The organism is Paraniabella hibiscisoli (assembly GCF_022512515.1).
GTDB lineage: Bacteria > Bacteroidota > Bacteroidia > Chitinophagales > Chitinophagaceae > Niabella > Niabella hibiscisoli.
Genome location: NZ_JAKWBK010000002.1, coordinates 171353 through 188213 on the forward strand (window position 1 = coordinate 171353; position 16861 = coordinate 188213).

22 protein-coding genes and 1 pseudogene are annotated in these 16861 nt (G+C 42.5%); 8 read left to right on the top strand and 15 right to left on the bottom strand.

Features of this window, described 5'->3' with window-relative positions; translation table 11 throughout:
* Window positions 1-3: 3 nt before the first annotated feature.
* The 3 genes from MKP07_RS39990 to MKP07_RS29375 form a co-directional block, all read right to left on the bottom strand.
* Window positions 4-1392 (bottom strand): SusC/RagA family TonB-linked outer membrane protein, encoded by a 1389-nt coding sequence (locus tag MKP07_RS39990; protein WP_262920001.1) that lies wholly within the window; start codon window positions 1390-1392, stop codon window positions 4-6.
* The gene (locus tag MKP07_RS39995; RefSeq protein WP_262920002.1) at window positions 1311-3074 is read right to left on the bottom strand and encodes a SusC/RagA family TonB-linked outer membrane protein; all 1764 of its coding nucleotides are present in this window, start codon (window positions 3072-3074) and stop codon (window positions 1311-1313) included. Before MKP07_RS39995 ends, MKP07_RS39990 begins: the two co-directional genes overlap by 82 nt.
* Before the next feature lie 212 nt (window positions 3075-3286).
* Window positions 3287-4663 carry an IPT/TIG domain-containing protein gene (locus MKP07_RS29375; RefSeq protein WP_240851474.1) on the bottom strand — a complete coding sequence of 459 codons (1377 nt, stop codon included), beginning with the start codon at window positions 4661-4663 and terminating at the stop codon, window positions 3287-3289.
* A gap of 571 nt (window positions 4664-5234) precedes the next feature.
* Between MKP07_RS29375 and MKP07_RS29380 the strand changes: the two genes are divergently transcribed.
* The 5 genes from MKP07_RS29380 (at window position 5235) to MKP07_RS29400 (ending at window position 8328) form a co-directional block, all read left to right on the top strand.
* Entirely contained in the window at window positions 5235-6110 is an 876-nt protein-coding gene (locus MKP07_RS29380) for a cation diffusion facilitator family transporter (protein ID WP_240851476.1), read from the top strand.
* Between the two features lie 372 nt (window positions 6111-6482).
* Window positions 6483-6731 carry a hypothetical protein gene (locus MKP07_RS29385; protein ID WP_240851479.1) on the top strand — a complete coding sequence of 83 codons (249 nt, stop codon included), beginning with the start codon at window positions 6483-6485 and terminating at the stop codon, window positions 6729-6731.
* 41 nt (window positions 6732-6772) lie between these two features.
* On the top strand, window positions 6773-7393 hold the full coding sequence (locus tag MKP07_RS29390; protein WP_240851481.1) for a tetratricopeptide repeat protein: 621 nt from the start codon (window positions 6773-6775) through the stop codon (window positions 7391-7393).
* Between the two features lie 60 nt (window positions 7394-7453).
* Window positions 7454-7864, top strand: coding sequence for a histidine kinase dimerization/phospho-acceptor domain-containing protein (locus MKP07_RS29395; protein WP_240851483.1), 411 nt, complete (start codon window positions 7454-7456; stop codon window positions 7862-7864).
* Between the two features lie 92 nt (window positions 7865-7956).
* Complete coding sequence (locus tag MKP07_RS29400; RefSeq protein ID WP_317236156.1) at window positions 7957-8328, top strand: sensor histidine kinase; 372 nt, start codon at window positions 7957-7959, stop codon at window positions 8326-8328.
* An 18-nt stretch (window positions 8329-8346) separates the two neighbouring features.
* Here the strand turns inward: MKP07_RS29400 and dinB are convergent, their stop codons facing one another.
* Window positions 8347-9435, bottom strand: coding sequence for a DNA polymerase IV (gene dinB / locus MKP07_RS29405; RefSeq protein WP_240851485.1), 1089 nt, complete (start codon window positions 9433-9435; stop codon window positions 8347-8349).
* 88 nt (window positions 9436-9523) lie between these two features.
* Window positions 9524-9766, bottom strand: a complete 243-nt coding sequence (locus MKP07_RS29410; protein ID WP_240851487.1) for a hypothetical protein — start codon at window positions 9764-9766, stop codon at window positions 9524-9526.
* A gap of 297 nt (window positions 9767-10063) precedes the next feature.
* Between MKP07_RS29410 and MKP07_RS29415 the strand changes: the two genes are divergently transcribed.
* From MKP07_RS29415 to MKP07_RS29425, 3 genes are read left to right on the top strand one after another with little or no spacing between them, the layout of a single operon-like run.
* The gene (locus tag MKP07_RS29415) at window positions 10064-10174 is read left to right on the top strand and encodes a twin-arginine translocation signal domain-containing protein (protein ID WP_240851489.1); all 111 of its coding nucleotides are present in this window, start codon (window positions 10064-10066) and stop codon (window positions 10172-10174) included.
* Between the two features lie 2 nt (window positions 10175-10176).
* A complete protein-coding gene (locus tag MKP07_RS29420; RefSeq protein WP_240851491.1) occupies window positions 10177-10326 on the top strand; it encodes a hypothetical protein in 150 nt (49 codons plus the stop codon).
* Window positions 10299-10760 (top strand): metallophosphoesterase family protein, encoded by a 462-nt coding sequence (locus MKP07_RS29425; RefSeq protein ID WP_394803730.1) that lies wholly within the window; start codon window positions 10299-10301, stop codon window positions 10758-10760. The genes MKP07_RS29420 and MKP07_RS29425 overlap by 28 nt, the downstream gene beginning before the upstream one ends.
* A 273-nt stretch (window positions 10761-11033) precedes the next feature.
* Here MKP07_RS29425 and MKP07_RS29430 read toward each other — a convergent pair whose 3' ends face one another.
* From MKP07_RS29430 to MKP07_RS29470, 10 genes and pseudogenes are all read right to left on the bottom strand, one after another.
* The gene (locus tag MKP07_RS29430; RefSeq protein ID WP_317236157.1) at window positions 11034-11612 is read right to left on the bottom strand and encodes a FadR/GntR family transcriptional regulator; all 579 of its coding nucleotides are present in this window, start codon (window positions 11610-11612) and stop codon (window positions 11034-11036) included.
* Window positions 11537-11695 (bottom strand): hypothetical protein, encoded by a 159-nt coding sequence (locus MKP07_RS29435; RefSeq protein WP_240851495.1) that lies wholly within the window; start codon window positions 11693-11695, stop codon window positions 11537-11539. Before MKP07_RS29435 ends, MKP07_RS29430 begins: the two co-directional genes overlap by 76 nt.
* An 87-nt stretch (window positions 11696-11782) precedes the next feature.
* Window positions 11783-12058 carry a glycoside hydrolase gene (locus MKP07_RS29440; protein ID WP_240851497.1) on the bottom strand — a complete coding sequence of 92 codons (276 nt, stop codon included), beginning with the start codon at window positions 12056-12058 and terminating at the stop codon, window positions 11783-11785.
* Between the two features lie 8 nt (window positions 12059-12066).
* Window positions 12067-12885, bottom strand: coding sequence for an exo-alpha-sialidase (locus MKP07_RS29445; protein ID WP_240851499.1), 819 nt, complete (start codon window positions 12883-12885; stop codon window positions 12067-12069).
* 32 nt (window positions 12886-12917) lie between these two features.
* The gene (locus tag MKP07_RS29450) at window positions 12918-13346 is read right to left on the bottom strand and encodes an exo-alpha-sialidase (protein ID WP_240851501.1); all 429 of its coding nucleotides are present in this window, start codon (window positions 13344-13346) and stop codon (window positions 12918-12920) included.
* Window positions 13347-13369: 23 nt separating this feature from the next.
* Complete coding sequence (locus MKP07_RS40000) at window positions 13370-13690, bottom strand: exo-alpha-sialidase (RefSeq protein ID WP_394803731.1); 321 nt, start codon at window positions 13688-13690, stop codon at window positions 13370-13372.
* Complete coding sequence (locus MKP07_RS40005) at window positions 13639-14100, bottom strand: exo-alpha-sialidase (protein WP_262920004.1); 462 nt, start codon at window positions 14098-14100, stop codon at window positions 13639-13641. The genes MKP07_RS40000 and MKP07_RS40005 overlap by 52 nt, the downstream gene beginning before the upstream one ends.
* A gap of 31 nt (window positions 14101-14131) precedes the next feature.
* Complete coding sequence (locus MKP07_RS40010; protein ID WP_262920005.1) at window positions 14132-15136, bottom strand: sulfatase; 1005 nt, start codon at window positions 15134-15136, stop codon at window positions 14132-14134.
* A 110-nt stretch (window positions 15137-15246) separates the two neighbouring features.
* Window positions 15247-15456 (bottom strand): annotated as a pseudogene (locus tag MKP07_RS43145) (sulfatase-like hydrolase/transferase); the annotation flags it as partial.
* Between the two features lie 137 nt (window positions 15457-15593).
* Window positions 15594-16856, bottom strand: a complete 1263-nt coding sequence (locus MKP07_RS29470; RefSeq protein WP_240851502.1) for a sialidase family protein — start codon at window positions 16854-16856, stop codon at window positions 15594-15596.
* Window positions 16857-16861 lie beyond the last annotated feature (5 nt).

Sequence of the window (16861 nt, forward strand, 5' to 3'; positions counted from 1 at the left end):
ATATTACAGGTTTAAGTTTAAACCCATGGTGATTGTTTTAGACAGCGGATATTGCTGACCGTTAGTACTGTTCATTTCCGGATCCCATAGCTTAAAGCTGGAGAAGGTAAGCAGGTTGGTACCCATGAGGTATAAGCGCATGGTTTTAATTCCCATTCTATTGGTAAACACTTTAGGGAAGGTGTAACCGGCATCGACTGTTTTCAATCTCATATAGGAGCTTTCACGCAGCCAATAGCTCGAAGCACGATAGTTATTAGCGCTACCGTTATAGCTTAACCTTGGATACATTGCATTCACATCTTCGTTTTCTCCCAATATCCAGCGATTCGATTCCACTACATCGGTTAGTATATTACCCCAGTCTCCTGAGCTAAATGGATACACTGTATATCCGTTGATAAAGAAAGATGATTTACCTGCACCCTGGAATAGCACACTGGCATCGAAACCTTTCCAATTGGCTGACAACCCAAACCCATAGGTCAAATTAGGAAAACGGGTAGCTCCAACAGGAACGATGTCATTATCATCGATGGCACCATCGCCATTGATATCTTTATATTTAATATCACCAGGAGCCACCCTTCCAAAGCTTTGAACCGGGCTGTTACGGATATCCTCATAATCTTTAAAAAGACCGAGAGCCACCAGACCTTTATTTTGATTTACCCTGAAACCAGCGCGCCTTACGTACGGATAGTTGCTATACTGCTCATCTGCTTCCAGTATTTCGTTACGACTGTATACCATGGTACCTCGTACGGTGAGATTGACTTTATTTATTTGTTGAGAAAACTTCAACTGACCATCAAATCCCTTATTTAAAGTAGAACCTACGTTGGCGCGTGGAGCAGCGGCTGGCAAAATACCCACACTTGGCGGCATAAAATCCCGCGTCATGTAAATCCCGTCGCGTTGTTCATGAAAGTAATCCAGCGCACCACCAAACTTGTCTCCAAAAAGTGAGAAGTCCAGACCCATATTATGCTTGGTAGCTACCTCCCATGTTATAGAGTTAGAAGCTATGATACTGTAAGCAAGGCTTGAAAAAGAATTATTGCTTTCAATGTCACCCCAATTATAGCCTCTGGCTGGATCGGTAGTAAAAGAAGCCAGGTAAGGAAAACGAATCGGCATATAATCATTCCCTACTTTACCGTAGGAGTAGCGGAACTTAAACATATCCATCCATTTCAGGTTATCCTGAATAAACTTTTCTTCCGCCAGGTTCCATGCACCGGATACAGCAGGAAATAAACCAAACTGATGACCGGACGCGAAGTTTTCAGAACCATTGTACCCGATGTTTACATCAAACATATATCGAGACTGATAGCTATAGGTAAAACGACCTGCAAGGCGTTGGTTGCGACGCTCGATCCCCTGCATAATATCTTCGCCATAAGAGCGGTGTTTACCTTTTTCTCCTGAGTATATTGCAATATCCCACCTAAATTATGGCTCTTAATATTTTTGGTATAATGTAACTCTCCCTGTAAGGTCTCCATCCGGTCGCTGCTGGCATCAGACCGTTGAGTGAGCAATTGCTCGGTAATGGTACGGCGAAGGCGCAGCTCTCCGTTAGATTCTCTTTGACGCTCTGCGATCCAACCCTCCGGCCATTTCATACGTCGAATAAAATTTCTATTGCCGTTGTCATACCCAAAGCGACCTACGAAACGTAACCCTTTAGTAATGAATTTAAGATTCTGTTCAAGGGTAACGTTGGTTTGCACTTTATTCTCCCAGTTCTCTATATATCCTTGTTGAGTAATCAGTACCCAGGGGTTTTGCCTGTCGGCGCCGCCTCTGGATGCCACTTGTCCTGTTGAGTATTTGATAGGAATTGAGATAGGGTTTTGTCCCATGAGCGAGGCCCAGATCTCACTATAATTACCACCCGGCAGGTTTTGTTTTCCTAACGATCCGCTTACACCCACACGCACCAATGTGGTTTTAGTGAGATTCATATCTACATTCGCACGATAGTTCCACCTTTTGTAGTTGGCATTTGTGTTGTAGCTTTTCAGATTTTCATCGGTTTCGTACATACCGCCTTCATTAATATAACTACCGGATACAAAATAACGGGCCAATGCACCTCCACCATCAAAATTAAGTGTGGCACGTTGTGTAGCTGCACCCGGCTTCAGGAACATATTCATCCAATTGATATCCGGGAATAAATCAGGATCGAGCTGGTTACGAATCAGGTTAAGATCTTCGACACTGTAAAATGCTTCTTCGTTACGTGTAGTACGTGCTTCGTTCATCAGACTGGCATATGTATAGCCATCCACAAATTCGGGAGTAAATGTTCGGGTGCTGTAAGATCCTTCGTATTTACCATTGATGGATACCTTATCCGCCTTACCCTTTTTGGTGGTAATCAACACTACACCATTGGCGCCACGCGAACCATAAATAGCTGTAGTGGAAGCATCTTTCAATATCGAGAACGTTTCAATATCTTCTATATTTATTTCGGTAAGCGACCGTTCAAAACCGTCCACCATTACTAACGCACCAGTACCAGCGCCAAAAGTAGAGATACCCCTGATCCAGAATTCTGATGCATTACTACCTGGCTGGCCACTCCCCTGCATAGCCAATACACCGGCAACATTACCAGCCAAAGCATTGGTAATACTGGATGTAGGTGTTTTAATAGTAGAAAGATCTACCGTAGTGATCGCACCGGTTACTGTGGCTTTTTTCTGACTGCCTAATGCAGTAACTACAATTTCATCCATTGCCTTTTGCTCGGCTGCTTTCAATGTTACATCCAGCGTGAGCTGATCCTTGATCAGAATTTCCATTTGCTCGTAGCCAATGGATGAGAAAACCAACCACTGGTATTTGTTTGCTTTGATAACATACGCTCCCTGGGTGTTGGTAGGAACGCCCAGCCCAGGTTGGTCTTTTACGGTAACTGTAACGCCAGCCAATGGCTCCTTCTGCTCGTTAAAAACCGTTCCGTTAACCGTCACCGCTACTTGTGCCGTATCCTGCGCATAAGTACAGGCAACAGCTCCTATAATCGCAATCAGTATAAAAAGAATTTTTTTCATCCGTAATTTTTTAATTTGTCCCGTTCTCAGCGGAACGATTATTTTGGTCTGTTGGAACCTCGTTTATCTTCCCTTTTTAAGAGACAGAATGTTTGGCCCATGATTCATTGATGGATAGTTGTGCAGCTACTCTATTAACCTCACAGTAGAAATTGCCCTGCCTGTCTTAATAAAATACGACTGGTTAATAAAGTATTGAAATAATGAATTATTTATTGTTCAACTGCTATGGTACGTATACGCTTATTGACGCGTTCTGCTATGTAGAAAATTTTACGTTCGACATCATAATCTATACCGGTAGGCTCTGCAAACCTGGCTTCCAACCTGGGGTCGCCGTCTATATAACCACTCTTGCTTCCGTCGGGGGTAGGACTTCCCTTACCAGCAAATGTGGTAACCATACCGTTAGGTGCTAATATGCGCACACTATGATTATTTTGGTCGCAGAAATAAAAATCATATTCATCTTCCTGTCCGGCATAGGCTGGGTTTTTTACAAATATGCCCTGGTAAGCTCTGCTGATTCTGGCGGAAGTACCAATGGCATCAACATCACCTGCAACGCCACCGGCAAAAATAATGGCTGGCTCTAGTTCCTGTTTATCCCAATTGTACATACTTTTATAGATGCGGCTGTGTGCCATTATATAAGCATAATTTCCGGATGGGTGAAAGAAAATTAAGGTGCTCAGGTTGCCGCCTATTCGATATAATTCTTTTGGAACCAATTCACCTGTTACCGGATCTGGTACTGCTTTCTTAATAGGCGTTCCGTTAGTTACTGTGTAAAAGAGACCGCCATGCATAGGATGCGGTGCTACCCCGTACGCACCCACATCCCAAAGAGCCGGATGTACGCGTCTATAATTTTCAGAACGCAGCGTGTAAGCTATTGCAACTTTATTAGGTGTACTTCTGTTGCCGTTATCATCCACCAGGTATAAGGTATCCGTATCGGTGCTTAAAGTAGTCGTTTGCAGTTTAGCAAAGCTAGCCTGCCCGTTAGTTATAAGGGTTGATACCGTTCTGGCAGCCAGATCAATTTTTCTTACAGCACGATCAATTTCGGTTACAAATACGCTGTTACTACCAGGCTCATAAGTAATCCAACCGGGATACGTAAATCCAGCTTCTTCAAAGCTGCCGTCTATAATTCCGGAGTTCCCGTTTTGATCTACATTGCCTACCAAAGTACCTACACTTGTGCTCTTGAGGTAATTAAACTGATCAGAAAAAGTGTGCTCCACGGGACTGCCCGAATCACCATTAATTACAACGCGTACCTGTCCTGTAGTGGTTTGGCCTGGTACCCAACAGTAGATTTGTTTACCGTTGGCGCCTACCACTTTCAATTCCCGTTCGCCAATGTACACCTGTATTTTTGATACATCGGATCCAAAATTGTCCCCGCTAATATAAAGGCGTGTGCGTATGGCACCTTGTTTTGGAGAAAAATCAGAAAAAACGGTAGGCTTGCCCGGATCGCGTTCTCCTCCAATAATATCCTTATCCTTACAGGAAGAAAGGAAACCTATGCCCAATAAGAACAGAGCAATAAAGCAAGCATTTTTTTGTACAAATTTCATACTGGCGTTGTCTTTGTGTTTATAAATAACTAAATCGTTTTAGCAAAAATGGCATGGGTATCCCCATCTATCATAATCAACCTATCGCCAATTAAATGATACCTGGCAACTTTAATCAACTGATATAACTTGTAACTTACAGGCGCAGTTTCGAATGTATTTCTATTCCATCCGGGCAATTCGTCATTTTCTCTAATCTGCAGTACAACATTTCACTCAGCAAACAATATTTTAATCCTTAAAAAGCAATAATTTATTGTTAAAACGAAGAAACTAAATACCGCGGAACTATACTGTTCATTGTTTTGTCGTTTTGTACCAAGGGTGATGGTTAATTAGGACAACAGCGAGTGGTGAGTTGGAAAGAGTGCAATCGGCTGTTTGTAAATGCTCCCCAAGACATAGTGACAATCTTAGCGTCTATCATGAATAAATTCTCTATTATTTTTTACAATAACTTAAACCAACTCTTTTAAAACCTTTACAGCTAGCCAAGGTTTTGATTCTGCAATCCCCTATCTTGCACGCCAGTTTATCCGTAACCGTACCACTGTCGTAAAATATTGTTGAAATGAGCAATGAGCAGTCTGCTATAAAAACAACCTACTTCAGCATCGCAGGAAATACCCTCCTGGCGCTGATAAAGGGCGTCGCGGGCTTTTTTGGCAATTCTTATGCGTTGATAGCGGATGCTATTGAATCTACAACCGATATATTTTCATCGGTATTGGTTTTACTTGGACTGAAGTACGCCAAAAGACCGGCTGATGAAAACCACCCGTACGGGCACGGACGAATCGAGCCGCTTATTACTTTTCTTGTGGTGGCTTTTTTAGTAGTTTCGGCTACTATTATCGCTTATGAAAGTATTCAGAATATTAATACCCCGCATGAACTACCGGAGCCCTGGACCTTATTTGTATTAGGGGGCATTATTTTCTGGAAGGAGATCTCTTACCAGATCGTTATCAGGAAAAGCAGGCAAACCAATAGTTCCTCTTTAAGGGCGGATGCCTGGCATCATCGAAGCGATGCGATCACCTCTATTACCGCATTTGTTGGTATATCTATCTCGCTGGTAATGGGTAACGGTTATGAAACAGCCGATGACTGGGCGGCCCTTGCAGCGTCGGCATTTATTTTATACAATTGTTATAAAATATTCAGACCCGCATTGGGGGAGATCATGGACGAACATGTTTATGACGACCTGGTGGAAGAAATAAGACAAACATCGCTACAAGTAACCGGCGTAATGGCTACTGAAAAATGTTTTGTTCGCAAGTCTGGTATGCGATATCATGTAGACCTGCATGCAATAGTGAACGGGGAAATTTCTGTTCGCGAAGGACATGACATCGCTCACCAGTTAAAAGACTACCTTAAAAAACAACTGCCCAATTTGGGTAACGTACTCGTACATGTGGAGCCCAGCCGTATTAACTAATCCTGGACACATTAAGTATCCCGTTTATATTTAAAATCCAACTTAATCAACACCGGTTTTTAGTAAGCCAATGCAGGCATTTTCTGTATTATTATGTACTTTAAGCCTTTATATACCTATTTTTGTTAACAGATTCAAGACTAAAACAAATAGCCCGGCGATAATAATTGCAATATACGGGCGAAGCTTTTTCAAATTCCAGGTATATGGCATTCTTCTTTACTAATATCCGCTTTAGCGTTATAAGAATTGAGTAGCCGGACGATAATTATCATCTCTACACTCATTTTCAATAACTGCCCCTCAAAGATGTTTAAGTACTCTTTCTTAGTTTTTATTATACTTCTTACTTTTTGTTACAGACAGCCTGTCTTGGGGCAGTCGTCAAATAGTTATGCAGACTCCAGTAAAGTAGCTGCTGCCAATAAACAGGCGGAAGCGTATTTTTATACAAATCCGGATACCGCGATACTTCTATGTAGCCAGGCCCTGGTAATTGCAGCCGCATCGGGTGTAGCAACAGAAATAGCGAAGGCACATAATAACCTGGCTAAAGCTTATTATATCAAGGGATCTTTTTCGAGTCGCTTATTCATACCGACTCATCGCTGGCTGTCATAAAACAGATCAGCTACCCTACCGGACTGGCCAATGCAGTGAATATGCGGGGATTGGTTTACCTCGGGCAAGACCGGTTTGAGGATGCGATTGAGGAGTTTAAAAAGGCTTTGGTCATTAATAGGCAAGCTAAAGATAGTTTACGTATGGCCGCCAACTATTTTAATATCGGGCTTTGCCAGGGTGAGCTTAAAAAGTTTGATAGTGCTTTTCTAAACCTGAACAAAGCATTGCTGCAGGCCAGGAAAAACAAAAGCGGACATCTTACCCAAATGTCTCTGAACAGGATCGGCGAGCTGAATTATGTATCTGAAAATTATTCCCAGGCATTAATATTTTTTGATTCTGCGTTATATTTTAAAGATTACCAGGATGACTGGGAGAAGAGTTTTGCGTACTCAGGCAAAGCTCAAACACTTTATCAGCTCAAACAGTACGCATCTGCATTAATTAACGCAGAACAAAGTTTTACGATAGCCCGGAAGCTAAACGTTAAGTGGGATATTGAACGGGCCGCAAATATCCTATCAAAATGTTACGCAGCTTTAGGTAATTATGAGGAAGGTTACCATTACCAGGCCATAGCCCGAAACTACCGGGACAGCCTGCTGAATGAGAAAAAGACAATAACATCAACTACCTGCATTTACAGGAGAAAAAAGTGAAAATGCAGAACTGGAAACAGAAAACGAAGTCAGTAAACAGGTGATAAAAAGAACCGGCTGGTGATTATTTTAAGCTCGCTGTTTTCGATGGTATTGGTAGCATTGTTACTACTGCTCAAGCGTAATGTATCTCAGAAAAACACACTTAACCAGGCACTACAGCTGCGTAACGAAGAAATTTTGCAACAGAAAAAAGAGGTGCTGGATCAGAAAGAAAAGCTGGTTGCTATTAACCAGGTTAAAGACCGAATCTTATCTGTGATCGGCCATGACTTACGAAGCCCATTTACCTCGGTTATACAGGCAATGGAGCTGATCAAATCGGGTGTGCTGGACGAAGAAGATAAGGAGTTTGTTTTTGAAAACTTTCACCGGCAGGTCGTTTCACTTTCTGAGCTGATCAATAACCTTTTGGTTTGGGCTGTTAGTTTACAAACAGGCGCCCCGGCTCAAAAAACAAGATTGACCTGACGCAAACGACAGAAAAAGTTTTTTCACTTTATAGGGCTACGGCGCAACAAAAAGAGCTACAACTGATCCATCAATACAAAAAACCTGCATTTATTGATGCTGACGGAACCCATGTACAAATCATTTTACAGAATATTATCAGTAATGCTATCAAATTTACCCCCGGCAAAGGAATGATTGAGGTCTATTACAGTTTCGAGGAAAATTATACGATCATTCATATTCGAGATACAGGCAGAGGTATGGACGAGAAAAAGCTGCAACGGCTTTTTAATACCTCCGGCAGGTTGATTACCGAAAATGGAACCAATGAAGAATTAGGTACAGGTCTTGGACTGCTGCTGATTAAACAATTTGTAGAAGAGAACGGAGGGCGTATTGCTGTGAAAAGTGAGCCTGGAAAAGGCAGTGAATTTATTGTTTATTTCAAACCTCACCATGAGCCGGAGGAGCCTGTTTTATGAAAGGATGATTTAGCTCCGTCAAAACAATTTTAACTGCGTTTTATCCTCATCGTTTTTTCCCGTTTCAAAGTTAGAAATACCCAAACCCAATAATCTTATTTTTTTATCTTCGACAGGCGCAGTTTGTAGAATAATGATGGCCGCCTGCTGCAGGTCGCTTGTTTCATTAACAAAAACGGGAAGTGAGAGGCTTCGGGTAATCAAAGTAAAATCGTGGAATTTAAACTTAACGGTTACGGTTTTTCCTTTCAAACCAGAACGCTGTAATCGTATGGCCAGTCTTTCAGCGAGGATTTTTAATTCCGGCTCCATAGCTTCCCTGGTAAGCAAATCTTCCTGGTAAGTATCTTCTACACTTACAGATTTGGTTTCCCGGTGCGGCTGCACTTCCCGCCGATCAATGCCTCTAACGATCTGGTAATAAAATTTACCGGGCTTGCCAAAATATTGTATCATTTCAGCCTCCGACAGCTTTTTCAGGTCTGCACCTGTGTGAAGTCCCATAGCTTTCATACGGGTGGCAGTTACTTTACCCACGCCATAAAATTTTTCTACAGCCAGGCCTTCCATAAATGTTTCTATTCGCGAAGGGCCAATAAATGTTAAGCCATCCGGCTTATTCATATCGGAGGCGATCTTTGCAACAAATTTATTGATGGAAACTCCGGCCGATGCCGTGAGTTGCAGTTCTTCTTTAATGGCTTGTTTGATCAGTTTAGCTATATCTAAGGCTGAACCTATATTTTGTTTATCAGTCGTAACATCCAAATAGGCTTCGTCCAGGGAGAGTGGTTCAATAATGTCGGTGTAGCGACTGAAGATCTCCCTTATCTGGCGGGAAACTGCTTTGTAGGCATCGAACCTCGGGAATACAAAAATGGCTTGCGGGCAAAGACGTTGCGCCGTTTTGGAAGGCATAGCGGATCTTATACCGAACTTCCTGGCTTCATAGCTGGCGGTAGCTACTACTCCCCCTCTGCCTTCGGGAAGACCACCCACCACTAAAGGCTTACCTCTATATTCAGGAAAATCTCTTTGCTCTACAGATGCATAGAACGCATCCATATCGATATGAATAATTTTACGATGAGATTTTGCAGCATCCATTTGGTAGCACTTTTCGTTAGGTTGGGGATGGCAATATGAAGTAGCAGAAATACTTTATCAGATCTATTTCCGACACAAGTACCGGTTATTAAGCTGCACGACGTTCAAGCGCCTCAATAATCCGGGTGAGCAGTTCCGCATCTACACCATTCTCATAATGTTCTTCGGTAGAAACCACCCTGAAATTATGCTCATCGTCCCTTTCAAAAACCAATTCTTTCCCATCCACAACGATGTAGAATTTGTAACTATATGCAAAAGTTGCCAGGCGTCCCTTCAATATTCGTTCTTCTCCCCTGTAATTTAGGGACAATTCAAAGTAATGTTCCATTATGCGGCTGCAAAAATAAGCTAAAAAATTAAGTAAAAGGCTTAAAAAGAACGAAGTATCGATAATTTAAAACTTAAGTAACAATTTGATTTGCGTTTCTTTTAAAATTCCAAACATCTGACAAATAACGAGTTGCAGTTACTACCTTTTATTTTATATAAATGATATGAAGTTGTGTATTACCTGGGAGCGCACGAATTAACATCTATATGATCGTATAAGCGTCAATTGGTAACTATAGTTTGATGTAAAACAATCTGATCAAACAGTATATTCGTGTATCCAAAAATATTGATTATGGAAAGACGGGATGCCTTAAAATCGCTGGCAATGGTTGCTGGTGGATTAACTTTCGGAAGCAGTAATTTACATGCATTTGAACCTGCCGGTAAGTCAAAAAAGTACTGACAGTGGCTCATATAACAGATGTACATATTCGCCCGGACTATGATGCACCAAACCGTTTTAAAAACAGCCTGAAGCAGATCGTAAAAAATCACCAACCTGACTTTTTCTCAATGGCGGCGATTCTATTTATGATGCATCCTACAACAGTGTAGTTCGCGACAGGGTGCATGAGCTCTGGAATATCTGGGACGACTGCTGGAAAAGCCTCGATAAAAAATACGAAATATACTCTTGTATTGGTAACCACGATCCATGGTGGAAGGCTCCCAGCCAGGAGGATGAAATGTATGGCAAGCCCTATGTTGCCAAGAGATTACAAATGCCTCATAGATACTTCAGAGCGCAAAAGGGCAACTGGCACTTTATTATATTGGATGGTAATAATAAAGGAATTATGCTGGATGAAGAACAACTGCAATGGCTGGAGAAAGAGCTGGAACTCCTACCAGCTAATCAATATGTAGCACTGATGTCTCATTACCCGGTACTAAGCGCTACCATTCAGTTACAGGGCGGCGGTCATAGCGATTTTCGTAAACTAAAAGATCTTTTTACAAGCATACGGATAAAGTCCGCGTATTCCTGAGCGGACATAATCACCTGCTGGACGAAACCGTTTATAATAAGGTTACTTATTGTAGTACAGGCGCTGTAAGCGGTCATTGGTGGGAAGAAGGAAACCAGGAATCTGCCGGCCCCGGTTGGTTCAAACAAACTCCACCCGGGTATACAATACTAAAGCTGCATAGCGATGGCCGGGTAGAGCACAGCTATTATGCACATGGATTCTAACTGTTGTTATAGCGTTACAGCGTTATTCTTTTATTGACTCTTTCATAATGAGGAGCCAGGTGCTCTTTCATTCCTTTGCGAAAATCTTCCGGTTTTCCTTTTTGATCAGCTCCAGGAGATCCCGATGCGTTACTTTTCCTACTTTAGCTTTACCGGTTAACTGCTGCTCTTCTTTAACAACATATTCAAATACGGGTAATAATATATTTTGAAAACGACGGAAAGTGTCGTTTCCTGTCATTTGGTAAAGCTTGCTATGAAAATCTATTTCAAACTTTAGCCGGAAGGGTTGTTGTATTTTGTTTACTTCTTTTTCTACTATTTTTTCCAGTTCCGCAATTCCTTTATCGGTGATACGGGCGAAAAGGAGGTCGGCTAATCCCATTTCTAAAACCAGCCTTAACTCAAACAGATCCTGCAGGGTTCTCTGATCTAAAAGCAGCGGATCCATTACGCGCTCGAAACCATTCATAATATCAGGCTCTACCAAAATAGTCCCCCGCTTTTTTCTCGACTCAATCATTCCTAGCATGCGCAACCGGCTTAAAGCTTCCCGCACCACATTGCGGCTTACATCAAGTGCTTCAGCCAGTTCCAGTTCTTTGGGAAGTGCATCACCGGGTTTAAAAGCTTTCTTTTTAAAAATTCTCTTAATCGTAGTTCCACCATGTCGGCCATAGTTGCCGACTCTATTCTTTGAATGTCATTACTGAGGTTTCCATTAGCCATACGAAATATTGAAAATTTTTATTAAAACGAAAGTAGAATTATTTATGAATATGTAGGACAAAAAGAAACAAGATGCTATATTCTTTGTCACTTTCTATTTACTACATGCTCTTTAATCCAGTCGCTGGTCAACCTAAGCATCACCACTTCTTTTGGCGTGCCCTTGCCATATAGAACTAACGCAGAGCCATCTTTCAGCACAGCTATATCAGAATAATTTACCTTACCTTCTGCAATTAGTTTTGGCTGAAGCCAATTCTTTCCTCGATCTCCGCTAGCCTGTACAACCAGGTTTTGTCTGCCCGGCCCCGAGGGATAACTTGAAAGCAAATAGCTGGCAGCACCATACCTGAAGATATTCAATCCGGCATCTACCGTTGTAAAAGCTTCTTTAGTACTTTCCTTAAATGGGCTCCAGGTTTTACCCCGTCTCTACTTAAAGATGTTAGCCTCTTTTGTTGCTTAGCAGTACCACTGGGCCTCGCATCCATCAAAACCGTTCCATTACCAAGTTCAGCCAGGCGGCTTTCATTTCCCTGTAAACTATCCGACATGGGCACATAAGCGCCGTTTTTCCAGCTTCCTCCCTGGTCGTCGCTATACAGGGTTGATACACCATACTTTCTTTGAAGCTGTGAGTAGCTAATACTATGCCGGTGCCATACCTGTACCAGTAAACGACCATTTTTTAACAGGATACCATGGCCCGGACCAGGAAGATGAAAGCTTCTTTGATACGGATCATCTGCAAACAAATGTGTTAATACCGAAGCCGCCGACCAGCTTCTTCCATTATCTGTACTACTTACACAATACAGCGCTGAAGAGTCATTATGAAAATTCTGTGCATAAAATAGGTGAATGGTTCCTTTTTTGTCTACAACAGGCGTTGGGTTGGCATAACAACTGGTTCCATCACTTTTTACAATGACCTGGGATGCCAGCCATGTTTTGCCACTATCCTGGCTTCGTTTTAATACAATATGATGGGGACTTGCATCTCCCGGGCGCAACCTGCCCTCAGAAAATGCCAGCACCGTACCATCAGCAGCTACTGCTAATCCATATACAAAATGTTCCCTTATTGCATCGCCAGGTGCCGCCTGCGGCCAAACTACAGATTCAACCGGTATCTGCGCGAATGCAGATATTTTAAAAAATAGAAGTATTGAAACAAGTAAACGGTGCATGATTAATAAAAATTGCAGGGCCTGATTTTATATTATATATCGCTCGCTTGCAGCATAGATCCCGCAGTAAATATGGTTTCAGCGGGAAAGGAAATAAAGATCATTTTTTCGTATGATTTTTTCTTACCTGCTTCGATAAAAAGACCTACCCTGCCGTTGGGCAACTTGGTTAAGCTGGAGTAACCGCAGGGGCCGGCATACACCAGCTTGCTGTTAGACCAGCTCTGGCAATTATCAAAACTGGTTTTCAAAGTCATATGGGTTCTACCCGTTGATACAGCTGGATTCAGAAACAGGTATGCAGGTTTTCCCTGTACTTGTCCAAAGTTGAGAATGCTTGCCTGGCAGATGGATTCGGTAAGCTGGTAATCATGACTAATGGGGCTCCAGGTAGCTCCTCCATCTTTACTGGTACTGATCGCTCTTGAAAACTTTTCATTATAAGAACGCATGTTCATCATCAACGTTCCATCAGCGAGCTCGGTTACCTGGCTTTCGTTACATCCAGGTTTGATCGATTCCCCTTTTTCCAGGTTTTACCATGATCATCTGAATACAGCACATGTGCGCCATACCCGTAAGGGCCTTTCCTGATCTTACCCGCAGGATCGTCATAGCTATGATTGGCGGGTATCACCAATCTTCCTTTATAGGCTCCGTTTTTTACCTGTATGCCTATACCAGGGCCTGTGGCATACCATCCCCACGATGTATCCCTTGTTGCGTCTCCCATGCTGACAGGTTTTGACCAGGTCAATCCGTCATCATCAGAATAACATATAAAGGTAAACGCGGAGATCTCGATGTTTTATTAACTATCGCAGTTTCCCCATCTTTACCATCGTTCCATGAGGTAACCATCCAGATACGACCGGTTTCCATATCTACCACCGGACAGGGATTGCCACAGGTATTTTGCTCATCGTTCCACACCAGCAATTCTTCGCTCCATGTTTTACCATTGTCCTTTGAACGTTTAACTAAAAGGTCGATATCACCGGTGTCGCCAGCTTCCCTGGCTTCGCAAAAGGCCAGTACGGTTCCCTTTTTCGTTACTACTACGGCCGGTATCCTATAGTTCTTATACTTGCCTTTGCCCTGTTCCCAAAGTACCGACTTTTGAATATTTGCATTAGAGAGTTTCGATTGCGCGGTGCCGATCATTGGCATCATGAATACAACAGCAATCATCGTTAAAATACCTGATCTCATCATTTTTAATATTTAATAGATCTGAAAATAATTGTTACGGGTGTTGTTTATAGGCATCCAGCATTTTTGCCAGTTTGTTTTCCACCTGGCGATGCTTCTTTTGCCCGGCAAGGTTTTCGGTTTCAACCTCCGACTTTCTCATATCATATAATTCTCTTGCTTCAACCTGGTTAGTACTTAAATTATACCAGGCTGTATACCTGAAGCCTTTATCGCGAACGGTGTAACCCATATCTGTGGGATGTTGTGCCGTAATGGCTTTATAGGGTCTGCAAAACTGGCTGTAGGCTACATGGTCCCATTTCATACCCGGATTGGATATCAATGATTTTAAACTTTTGCCACTTAATCTGGTACCGGGCTGAACACCGCATAAATCTGCCAGTGTGGGATAAATATCTACCGCTTCAACAATAGCATTTGTCATCCCGTTTTTTCGGGCAACAGCCGGGGCCGATATGATCAGGGGAATACGCGTATCCATTTCAAAATTGGTAGACTTGCACCAGAGATCCTGCTCTCCCAAATGATATCCATGATCACCCCATAGCACAACTATAGTGTTCTCTCTCAATCCTAAACGATCCAGTTCCTTCATGATTTTCCCTATCTGCACATCTACATAACTGATGCAGGCATAGTAAGCACGTATCAGGTCTTGTTCCTTTTGTGCATCGAGCGCTCCTTGGTTTGGAATGTCGGTATAACCTCTGAGTTCCTGCCACTGATGAAAGGCAATAGGTGGAGCTCCTGCGGGTTTTTCTTTATTAGTTATCCCAGAAAAATCAGTATGCTGATATAAATCCCAATACTTCTGCGGCGCGCAAAAAGGTAGATGGGGTTTTTTAAATCCGGTAGCCAGGAAAAAGGGTTCTCCGGAGTCTTTGAACTTATTTAATAGTTTGATTGTTTCCCGCGCAATCTGACCGTCAGGATATTTTTCGTCTTCCCCTTCGGTAAATTCAAAGGCATCCGCTTTTCCTCCTTTTTTATTTCGTTCCAGGAAGTACTCATTATTGCTAACCGAAACATTTGCCATTTGAGGCATTGACCAGGAGATAGCATCCAGTGTTTTTTGGTATTATGAAAAATTTTGCCCACGCTGACAGTGGTATAACCTCCGTTTTTAAACGCCTGTGGCAAGGTAATAGCATCGGGAACTTTTTCCCTGAAATGCGTGACCAGGTCGGTAACCCCATTCTGATCCGGACGAAGTCCTGTTAAAACAGAGGCCCTGGATGGGTTGCAAACGGCCTGCTGACAATAGGCATTATTGAATACAACACTGTTAGCTGCCAGTTGATCTATATGGGGAGTAATTACTTTTCTATTTCCATAACAGCCTAAATCCGGCCTCAAATCATCGGCTACAATAAAAAGAACATTGGGTTTGCTTTTTGTTTGTCCATAACCCGTTGCGGTAAGAACTACCAGTAACAGGGAAAAAAGTATTTATCAAAAAGACGAAATATCATTAGCTGCTTCATGCGTTTACTTTATTCTTTGATCCAGTCTATAGTGAACTTATGGAAATCTATCGAAAACCTTCTTTGAGCTACCGGTACTTTTACTACATTATGATTGACTTCCGTCATTGCGGCTACGGCATCATCTGCTGTTTGCATCAGGCTGGAATAGCCGCCCAATCCGCCCCTGCACAAACTGTCTTTATCCAGGCCGGGGTAAAGCAGCTTTGCATATTTCCAGGTGGCGCCATCGTCCTCGCTTAAACGAATAGTCATTATGCAACGGTTGGCAGCCCCATCTTTATCATTTTGTACGGGATTAAGGAATAACAAAATGTTGGGTGAAAACGAGTATCTTAATATGGATGCCTGGCAACGGGGATCGGGTAAGTGATCATCTTTTGTAAAAACAGAAAAGCCGTTTTCAATAGTTCCTGTAGCAATGAATCGTGTATGACTGTTAGACCATTTAGCTCCAACGCCCCTATCGTTACGCATCAGCGAATTGTCAGACAACTCTACAATGGTGCCTTCAAATGTTCCGGCGGGTATGGGTGCGTATTTCCAGGAAGCGCCATGATCATCACTGTAGATGTTGCGACGGCCAGCCGGAATGATCAGTCTTCCTTTATGGGCACCATTGGCTACCTGTATGCCAATACCTGGTCCAACCGCGTCCCAACTATAATTGGAAGGCAAGAGACTATTGGTATAATCAACCGGCTTAACCCAGGATTGTCCGTTGTCATCGCTATAAGTAGCAAAAATCTTTCGTTGGCCCCATTCTTTAATGGCAGTGTAGGTTTTGCCGTTAAAGGATCCGCCGTGCTGGCTATGTGTTCCATCATTCCAGGAAAGGAAAAGCCAGATACGCCCCGTTTCCTGATCTGTAACAGCAGTAGGGTTTCCCCAGGTACCATCACCTTCGGCTACTACAACTTTTAACTTTGACCAGGTGCCACCATTGTTGGTTGATATTTTGTACACCAGGTCTATATCACCATAGTCGAGTATGGACTGTTTCCTGCCTTCTGCAAAAGCGATTAAGTTACCATTCTTTGCCTTTGCCAAACAAGGAATACGAAAAGAATTATAGCCGTCGCTGCTGTGAGAGAAAACACGTGTGGTGGTTACGCCAGCTTTTTTACCTACTGTTCCTTTAACCGTGCTATCACCTAAAACAAAGCTATTATGCCTCAACCCAGTTACAGAGAGAGCCATCTCAATACTCCCGAAAATCAGGCACAGTAAGTATCCAAGTTTTAAAAAAGATATCGGTAAATATTGTTTCATAATCA